Raw genomic sequence first — 8,741 nt, 5'->3', positions numbered from 1 at the left:
AATGCCGAACCACCACGACAGCATGGTACCAGCAGGATCCCCGCGTTATTCGGGATATACGGAAGCAGTTTTTTGGCAATATGTAAGCCCTGGCCGACACAGCCGTACTGCCCTTTGCTCAGGTCTGCCTTCGGATGATTCAGCGTACTCATATCCTGCACATCATGCAGGCAGTGGTCGGCCGGAATAATATCGTTATATCTGCAGGCAGCCCCACCCGGCGTCACTGTACTGCGGCGCGCCAGCTGTTTAATGCGCGGATCCGGAGCATCGTATGAATCCGGCAGCGGAAGCCCTTCACCGTAAGCCATGGCATTGGACTGCCCGGCCAGTACGATGACGTAGTACCAATCCGGCTCAGTTGCACCACTGACCACCACATCACCTTCTGCTGTAATCGCCTGCATCAGGGTATAAGGGGTTATGGCCACCGGACTACCAAACGGCTGCCAGCCCTCTTTCAGTTTGTGTGTCAGCTTTTCCGCAAGGTCTGACGGCGACGCCGCCCTGACAACATCATAATGTTTAAATGTCATTATTCCTCCCGGCCGGGATAGTGTATTAAATCAGATATGGAGTGGGCTGTAGTCCGGAAGCCTGAATGACACACGGGGACTACAGCCCAAGAAATGAAAAAAGGCCACGCAGTTGCGCAGCCTGATAAACCCTGGTTAAAATCCACACGATAACAACACAACAATATCAGTATCTCATGCTATTGCCCGAACCCATTCGGGCATTTTTTACCCATAAAAAAGCCCCTCCGGAGAGGGGCATGTTTGCATGCACATTCTTTTTTTGCATGGTGCCGGGTGCCTCCCGGTGAATTCAGTATCAGCACCTGAATCCGCGATTACCCCATATTCCTTCTTGCTGATTGCCCCACCGCACAGGGGGATTCACCATGCAGAAGTGTTTTTAATAAACAGCAAACAAAAAAATCAAGCATTATGCAGGCTGTTTCTTTTTATCACCGGCCACAGCAATACCATAATGCCGCAGACCAGCACCCCATCCGCCAGCACCGACATGATTCTGCTGGTGAAATCCACCATCACCACCAGAAACAGCAGGAGTGCAGCCACAGCCAGGCGCAGTTTTACCGTCACTGGTGATTCTCCAGACGAAGACCCAGAACACCGGCAATCTCTTCCAGAACCTTGCGCTCTTCCGGCTCAATTTCGCCGTCTGCCTCCGCAATAGCCACCGCCACATCCAGCACATCTTCCGCTTCACGCGTATCGTGTTTCACATCTTCAATTTCACGCAATGTCGCTCGACGACCAATTTTAAAGTTCGTATCCAGCTGACCGATAATGGTTGCGCTAATCGCATTAATTTCTGACGTAAACGCGGACAGCGCTGGCTGATTACGCAGTACCTGTTCGATCTTCGCTTTCTAGGAAGCCTCACATTCACCATCTGCACAGGCCACCAGGTATGCGGCGTTAATCACCGCCTGTGCCAGATCGCGTTTTTCAAACTTTTTAATTTCCGTTGCCGCTCTGCGGGCTTTTTTTACCAAAAATACCAAACATCGTGACGTTCCTTTGGGTGGGTGAGCCAACGCCCGGGAGCGATCTGCCCACAGAGAAAGTCACACTGACCACTCCGTAAGCTCACCCCCGAAAGGCTCTGTGGTTGATATGCGCCGGGCGTGGCGCAGATACAAAAAAGGCCCGCCAAAGCGAGCCTGGAAAATAAGTGTGGTGCGTTGTACTGGATTCGAACCAGTGACCGATTGCTTAGAAGGCAATTGCTCTGTCCGGCTGAGCTAACAACGCAGAATACCGATAATGGACCGCCACCGGGGACTCCGAATCTCGCACAGGGTGACGTTCTTTCCTGATGAGCTAGTGGCGGTTGGTGGCCCTTGCTGGATTTGAACCAGCGACCTGGCGATTATGAGTCGCTCGCTCTCACCACTGAGCTAAAGGGCCGATAACATAATGATAACGTTACAGAATAAATTCAGCAATATCACTCTCTCTTTCTGATTAAATTCTGTACATCCCTTGCGGTCTGCTCAAAACGTTCAGCCTCCAGCTCGACACCAATTGCACGACGCTCCAGCGCCATCGCGGCTTTGACTGTCGAACCGGACCCCATGAAGAAATCTGCAACCAGGTCACCCGGACGACTGCTGGCGGTAATCATTTGCCGCAACATATCTGCCGGTTTTTCACAGGGATGTTTGCCCGGATAATACTGCACAGGCTTGTGCGTCCAGACATCCGTATAAGGAACGGCTGCCGATACGGAAAAATAACGCCGCAGTGATTTGTACTCTTCCAGCAGGCTGGCATACTGCCGGTTCAGCTCACTGTATGTGCTGACCAGTTGGTGATGTGGCTTTTCCAGTTCTCCCCGCTGATGTTTCTCTTCTGCCACCCGGGCAAACAGCACCTGAAGTTTTCTGTAATCATCCTCGTTCGGTAACTGCCACTGGCTGGCACTGAACCAGTGCGACACCGTGTTTTTCTTTCCTGTGGCATCTGCAATCTGTTTTGCCGTTATCCCCAGGGCCGCGCGCGCATCACGAAAGTAAGAAATCAGCGGGGCCATCACATGCTGTTTCAGTGCACTGCCCTTCGCCGCATACCCGGCATCTTTCGGACGATACGGCCCCTGATAATGTTCCGCGAACAGAATGCGCTCTGTGGCGGGGAAATACGCCCGCAGGCTTTCCTTGTTGCATCCGTTCCAGCGTCCGGACGGCTTCGCCCAGATAATATGGTTCAGCACACTGAAGCGTTCACGCATCATGATTTCGATATCAGATGCCAGGCGATGACCACAGAACAGGTAAAGACTTCCGGCAGGTTTCAGCACCCGCCAGAACTGCGCCAGACACTGGTCCAGCCACTTCAGGTAATCATCGTCGCCCTTCCACTGGTTATCCCAGCCCTCAGGCTTCACTTTAAAGTACGGCGGGTCCGTGACTATCAGGTCAACAGAATTTTCGGGTAACGACCGGATAAATTCCAGGCAGTCGGCGTTGATTAACTCACAACTGGATATTTTCACAGTATTAAGCATGGATCATTAAGCCTGTCTCTGATAGGCTCATTCTGCTTTTGCGCAAAGCAGTGGGCCTGAGGTTTGCTTGTGAACCCAACGCATGAGCAGATGGCTGGTGGGTGCCCCTTACACCCACCAGCCGCCCATTTACCACAAATAAAAAAGCCTTCAGGACTGAAGGCGTCTGTAACAACCAAACTGATAGTCTGCCAGACCCGCCATAACCAGCTGGGTCAGTATTAACTGGCAGCGTTCGCGTGAAAGGTAAGTATTCTGCGCAATCTCCCCGACTGTCGCCGGGTCGGTAACGCTTAATTCATTAAACACCACTCTGGCGGTTTCTGTCATATCCTGCTGTTTTAGCATGTCTTTTTTCCCTTTTGGTTAACGTGACATACCAATAACTCTTGTCCAAAAAGCCAGCAAGCAGAAAGACCGGTATTCGCAACCACCAGCGCATTTAACGCCCCGTGCCGTTTTTCAGTCATAAAAAAAACCGCAAAAAGCGGGCTCTTTCAAATGTCCATGTCTGCTATTCGCCTCGCGGTACAGCTTTGCGAAGCGTACCGGAATTGAAGCAGTTTTTACGTCAAAAAGCAATAACTTTTTTATCTATACCAAAAGCCATAACCATTGGTTTGTACAAAATAAATTCTGCCACCTTTAGCCAATGCTCAATGCGTCTTTCACAGGTTCTTAAACTCCATTCCGGATGTGCATCATTCAGCAGTTCAGCTATTTTGCGCTTAGTCATCCCCCGCCCCACATAACGCTGACTCAGAACATTGAGCAGCCCGGGATAACCTGCCAGTACTTCACCAATAACCCTGTCGATTATTAACGCCTCTGAATCGGTACAATGTGCCAGCCAGCTTTTTTGATTGCCGTTGATCATATCCCGCAAAAAAGCCTCAAGTTCAGGTTTGTCCAGACCCGCTTTTTTCATCCTCCGGAGCGCCTCGTTAATTGCCGTTTTTGTCAGCTTTTTAGAGGTCAGTAATTGGTTGAACATATTTCCCGTCTTACCGTCGCCAATATACGACCAACGCCCCCACATACGCAGTTTCCCCTGGATCCAGACACTTTCCAGCGTTTTCAGGCGTAAATGCTCACCGCTTTTGCCTGTAATTTCCGGGTATATCATATTTATGCTCACTCACTTTCAATTTTGTAAATCTTCACGCCCAACCGACCACCAGAAACGAGCTGACCGCGCACAATATTAATTTCGTCAAACTGCTCGTCGTCTATGAGCAATCCGGCATGTGTCAGCGCATCCAGCGGTGCTTTCAGGATATTGTCCAGATCACGACGGCGCTTATCCGGTGGCTCTGCAATAATCTTTATCGCCAGCCTTCCGGACAGGCTTAATTTCAGCCGCTGCTGGCGAACAATAAGCGCCACAGCCCGGCGATAACGCTTTCCCTCCTCCGAGATAAAATATGTGCTGCCACGGCGTCGCCAGTAAGTGTTCACCGTCGGCGGGTAAGGTAAAACCAAATCTATGAGCATCAGTCACCTCTTTTACCCGAGCACGCCAGTCGCAAAGGCGTGATCAAGAAAACGAAAAATTAAATCAACCTGGGAACCATGCTTTTCTTCGAACGCCAGCGGATCCGCATGAAGCTCGTTGTGATGCTCCCGACACAGCGGTAGCGTGAAAATATCGTGAGATTTTGTCCCCATTCCGCCCTGACCATGACCAATCAGGTGATGGGGATCGTCGGCTGGCTTACCACAACACGCACACGGCTGAGTCTTCACCCAGCGTGTGTATTTCTCGTTAACCCAGCGGCGACGTTTAGGTCGTTTCATGAAAGATTCCGGAGACTCAGGATCAACGGCAATGCTGACCACCGTCTTTTCCTGTGGTGGGTTCTGTTGCTGGTGGACGTCAGGCAGTAACGCAATATTTTTTGTGCGCTGCTTCAGTATGCTGGTGGCGGTCTGCTCTCCCGGCACGATGTCGCTTTCACGGTACATTGAGCGGATTTTTTCCGCACGCCCCCCCAGCGAACGACGTAATACCGCTTCCGGTAGCGCGTCCGCCACCTGATTGCGGACCGCCCACCAGGATAATTCAGCCAGAGATAATTCACGCTCCTGCGTACCGCTTATTGCGTGACCGATGACGTCAATCATCCATGCTGACAGGTTTTGATGAGCAAGTTGCTCGAGTGATTCGGATGTCTGGTCACGCAACTGGTTGTCGCAGTGCCAGCACAACACCATTGCGCCGGTACCGTAACGATGTATGACGGTTTCACTGTGATGATAATCGCCGTGTGGCCACTGGCAGGATTTAATATGGCGCAACAGCCAGTCAGACAATGCACCAGCACCACCAGCAGCACGAATCACCCGTGCGTTACTGAAAAACGGCAGCAATGTTTTGTCTTCCACCAGCGGCTGGCGAACGGCAGGAACGACCCCGGACGGCAGATTACACATGCTTTTCGGTTCCGGCTCCACGAGCACTCGAGGATTGTGAAATACCTGCATGGATTCACGACCTGGCTTAAGGACCACCAGCCCGAGTTCCGGTACCAGAACAGGTCGAAGTAATACCCGCACATTACCTCCAGATCCGTTGCTGGAATGTGCGGGATGAACGCGGTGGGCGTTCGGAGTAAGGAAGCCTGACGGAGATTATCCAGTGACGGTAGTCAAGGCTAAGGGCTTTTTTAACCTCGCATCCGCGCCTGCGGTAACACTGAATCAGCCATTCGGCCTGTTCTTCAGTGCATGGGGGATGCCGGTACCAGTCAGATTTGAATGCGTGAAAACACCGTCCGCGCCTGCTGGCAAAGACGACAGAATCATCAGAATTGTATAATTTGGTATCGTGCGCCATCGGTTGTCTCTGCTGGCGCAGCAGGTGCCAGTTGTTCAGGCTGGCATGTGGATTGTAAACCAAGATGCTCAGAAAAAACAAAACCCGCTAAAGCGGGTTTTGTCAGTACTGAATATCAAGCTGCGTGCTTGCCACTACAACTGCAAAGTGGGATCGGGAAAGGCTTCCCTTTTTTCGCGTGGCGTATTACACCATCTACACACACAGAGTAGCGAAAAATGATCTCACATGGACAGCCACATTTGCGACAGGTACCCATTGCCATGATTTCGTTTTCCCTGCTCACCTGTGAATCCACACAGGTTGCACTTTGTTGGGAGAACCACTACACTTCGCTTACCTACAAAAAATGTTGTGATTGGATTATCTCCATACACTACGGAATGTGTTAGCGCACTTTCCGCCCCTAAAAGCCCTGTTAGCGCAGGGCTTTTACATATAAAAATCGAACGACATCTGTTGTGTTCTCACGCCAATTGTTTCCAGTACGATATCCGCAAATGTATCTGCCTGCCATTCTGCATCCTCAATACGAGTAGGCTCTTTAGCTGAAAAATGTAAAACTGCTTTGTGTCCAAGAAGCAAATGACCTAGCTCGTGGAAGATAACAGCAAGTGCATGCTCTTCCCCAAGACAAGCATTCACATATATTTTATTGGGAACCGTAATTGTTAGAGAAGCGGGGTCACAATGTCCGATAGTTAGATCATACGTCAGAGCCTCCCACTCCTTGTCGGTCCTGACGTCAAGAGTAACCCCATAAATTGAAAGGCTTTCAAAGAACATATCATAACGCTTTCTTTTGCGCTTTGAGGCTGTAAGACCAATAGCATTACAGAAGTTTATAGCTCTGTAGGCTATTTCTTCTTCTTGCATCGGTGACACCCTGTTACCTCTCATTTGATACATAATTACCCCTCATTGTTATTAATCTTTTGCAATAAATCTGCAAAACTCTTTAGCTGTTCCGGCGTAAACTGCGACTTAGCGAATCCCGCTACAAGCATTTTCTGTTGCTGAGACAAACCGTTTACTGGAACTGAGTCATTCGCAACTGCAGCTAACTCCTGTAACCCTTCGATTTCTACACCTTTGGCCTTGAAGTAAGAATCAATCTTCTTAACCCACTTCAGAGGTATTTTTCTGCTACCAGTTTCTAAACCGCTAAGAAACGCTGGCGAAGTGCCCAGTTCTTGAGACATAGTCAGAAGAGTACTGTCAGTATCAATCCTCGCTTTTCTAACGGCCTTACCGAATTCAGTGAGTGCCATGATTTTATCCTCAATTTGTTGATTTAGCAGACTTGCCTAACGCAAGCCTGATGGGCGCTTAAATTCTAATTTCTAAAATTTACCATACACAAAAACAAAGTAAACCTTTTTAGTTAAAAAAATCTCTTTTAAGGGAATTTTTTTCACAAAAAGAACAAAACCCGCCGAAGCGGGTTAAGTGCGGGTGCGTTGAGGATGACTGACACATCAGAGGTGGCGAGGGATTTCTCCCTCGCCTGGTCTCTTACTCCTCAGGTTCGTAAGCTGTGAAGACAACGACCTCCGTCTGGCCGGTTCGGATTCGTACCTCGCAGAGGTCTTTCCTCGTTACCAGTGCCGTCACTATGACGGTAATACAGATGACGATCAGGGCGATTAACATCGCCTTTTGCTGCTTCATAGCCTGCTTCTCCTGTGTAAGTTCACAGAGATATTGCAATTACCTCCGGATAAGTAAGGGGAGATTGCACTATGCAAATGCAGCATCTGATGGTTGGCTATCCTAAACGGCCGATTATGCGTTGAGGCTTTCAGTGATGGCTGATATAGCAACAATGAGAATGAAGGCTCTGCACTTCTGGGATAAACACGGTATTTCTGCGGCTTCTGAAGCCTTTGGCGTGTCCTGCCGCACGCTTTACTGGTGGCGTCAGTTACTGAACAAGGGAGGACCTGAGGGGCTAATCCCGCACAGTAAGGCACCTCTGGTGCGACGAAAAAAGCACTGGCATCCCGATGTGCTGAAAGAGATTCGACGGCTGCGAACAGAGCTGCCGAACCTCGGTAAAGAGCAGATTTTTGTTCGCCTGAAGCCCTGGTGCGAACAGCGCTATCTGGCCTGTCCAAGTGTTTCCACCATTGGCAGAATGATCGCTGCCGCACACGATAAAATGCGAATGATACCTGTGCATCTGGGCTCGCGGGGGAAGGCACTCCTTGTCAAAAAGCGGTCTGCCAAACCCCGCAGACCAAAGCACTACCGCCCGGTAAAGACAGGTGAGCTCATTGGGATGGACGCCATTGAGCTCAGAATGGGCGAACTGCGTCGCTATGTCATCACCATGATCGACGAATGCAGCAATTACGCGCTGGCGCTGGCTGTACCGTCGCTCAACAGTGATATCGTCAGGCACTTCTTCAGCCGTGCAGCCCGGCTGTTCCCGGTCGGTATCAGCCAGATAATCACAGATAACGGAAAAGAGTTCCTGGGAAACTTCGACAAAACGCTGCAGGAAGCCGCCATCAAACACCTCTGGACCTATCCCTACACGCCAAAAATGAACGCTATCTGTGAACGTTTTAACCGGACGTTAAGAGAGCAGTTTATTGAATTTAATGAGATTTTACTCTTTGAAGATCTGGCGCTATTTAATCAGAAGCTGGGGGAATATCTGGTGCTGTATAACAGCAAAAGGCCCCATAAGGCGCTCGCACTAATGACGCCCGTGGAATATATTTTAAGAGAGAACAAAAATTGCAATATTTGGTGGACCCATACATCTCCTTGCCTTTCGGCGCGTAAGAGGCTAACCTACATGTATCTAGCATGAAATTGGCCTCAGATTAATGTTAGGCGTCTTGCAGGACGCGTAATG

Annotated in this window: 11 protein-coding genes, 2 tRNA genes and 2 pseudogenes; 1 reads left to right on the top strand and 14 read right to left on the bottom strand. The window is 50.0% G+C overall.

All coding sequences use genetic code 11. The annotated features are described in order from the left end of the window. The 14 genes and pseudogenes from HEN33_RS23310 to hokD form a co-directional block, all read right to left on the bottom strand. Positions 1 to 536, bottom strand: a 536-nt coding sequence (locus tag HEN33_RS23310) for an SASA family carbohydrate esterase (protein WP_072169856.1), incomplete at its 3' end; no start/stop codon positions are given. A 405-nt stretch (positions 537 to 941) separates the two neighbouring features. Further along, positions 942 to 1,109, bottom strand: a complete 168-nt coding sequence (locus HEN33_RS26535; protein WP_000216632.1) for a DUF3927 family protein — start codon at positions 1,107 to 1,109, stop codon at positions 942 to 944. Continuing rightward, a pseudogene (locus HEN33_RS23300) lies at positions 1,106 to 1,534 on the bottom strand (tellurite resistance TerB family protein). Before HEN33_RS23300 ends, HEN33_RS26535 begins: the two are co-directional and overlap by 4 nt. Before the next feature lie 173 nt (positions 1,535 to 1,707). Continuing rightward, positions 1,708 to 1,784, bottom strand: a tRNA-Arg gene (locus HEN33_RS23295). Positions 1,785 to 1,864: 80 nt separating this feature from the next. Then, positions 1,865 to 1,940 (bottom strand) — tRNA-Ile (locus tag HEN33_RS23290). A 40-nt stretch (positions 1,941 to 1,980) separates the two neighbouring features. Then, positions 1,981 to 3,039, bottom strand: a complete 1,059-nt coding sequence (locus HEN33_RS23285; protein ID WP_176263619.1) for a DNA-methyltransferase — start codon at positions 3,037 to 3,039, stop codon at positions 1,981 to 1,983. 150 nt (positions 3,040 to 3,189) lie between these two features. After that, positions 3,190 to 3,387: a hypothetical protein gene (locus HEN33_RS23280; RefSeq protein ID WP_000917750.1), complete on the bottom strand. Its 198-nt coding sequence runs from the start codon at positions 3,385 to 3,387 to the stop codon at positions 3,190 to 3,192. 223 nt (positions 3,388 to 3,610) lie between these two features. Beyond that, entirely contained in the window at positions 3,611 to 4,165 is a 555-nt protein-coding gene (locus tag HEN33_RS23275) for a DUF1133 family protein (protein WP_176263624.1), read from the bottom strand. A gap of 8 nt (positions 4,166 to 4,173) precedes the next feature. Beyond that, a complete protein-coding gene (locus HEN33_RS23270; RefSeq protein ID WP_000904097.1) occupies positions 4,174 to 4,533 on the bottom strand; it encodes a RusA family crossover junction endodeoxyribonuclease in 360 nt (119 codons plus the stop codon). A gap of 12 nt (positions 4,534 to 4,545) precedes the next feature. Then, the gene (locus tag HEN33_RS23265; RefSeq protein WP_176263620.1) at positions 4,546 to 5,595 is read right to left on the bottom strand and encodes a DUF968 domain-containing protein; all 1,050 of its coding nucleotides are present in this window, start codon (positions 5,593 to 5,595) and stop codon (positions 4,546 to 4,548) included. A 1-nt stretch (position 5,596) separates the two neighbouring features. Continuing rightward, positions 5,597 to 5,875 carry a hypothetical protein gene (locus HEN33_RS23260; protein WP_176263621.1) on the bottom strand — a complete coding sequence of 93 codons (279 nt, stop codon included), beginning with the start codon at positions 5,873 to 5,875 and terminating at the stop codon, positions 5,597 to 5,599. A 432-nt stretch (positions 5,876 to 6,307) separates the two neighbouring features. Next, on the bottom strand, positions 6,308 to 6,751 hold the full coding sequence (locus HEN33_RS23255) for an ImmA/IrrE family metallo-endopeptidase (RefSeq protein WP_236300049.1): 444 nt from the start codon (positions 6,749 to 6,751) through the stop codon (positions 6,308 to 6,310). Positions 6,752 to 6,786: 35 nt separating this feature from the next. Then, a complete protein-coding gene (locus HEN33_RS23250) occupies positions 6,787 to 7,146 on the bottom strand; it encodes a helix-turn-helix domain-containing protein (protein WP_116987023.1) in 360 nt (119 codons plus the stop codon). A gap of 244 nt (positions 7,147 to 7,390) precedes the next feature. Beyond that, positions 7,391 to 7,546, bottom strand: coding sequence for a type I toxin-antitoxin system toxin HokD (hokD, locus tag HEN33_RS23245; RefSeq protein ID WP_176263622.1), 156 nt, complete (start codon positions 7,544 to 7,546; stop codon positions 7,391 to 7,393). 71 nt (positions 7,547 to 7,617) lie between these two features. Here hokD and HEN33_RS23240 point away from each other — a divergent pair. Beyond that, positions 7,618 to 8,696, top strand: a pseudogene (locus HEN33_RS23240) (integrase core domain-containing protein). The last annotated feature ends 45 nt before the right edge of the window (positions 8,697 to 8,741 follow it).

It is taken from the genome of Escherichia sp. 94.0001, assembly GCF_013369155.2.
Lineage (GTDB): Bacteria > Pseudomonadota > Gammaproteobacteria > Enterobacterales > Enterobacteriaceae > Escherichia > Escherichia coli_F.
Note: the sequence above shows the minus strand (reverse complement) of the source record. Positions and strands in the feature narration are given on the sequence as shown.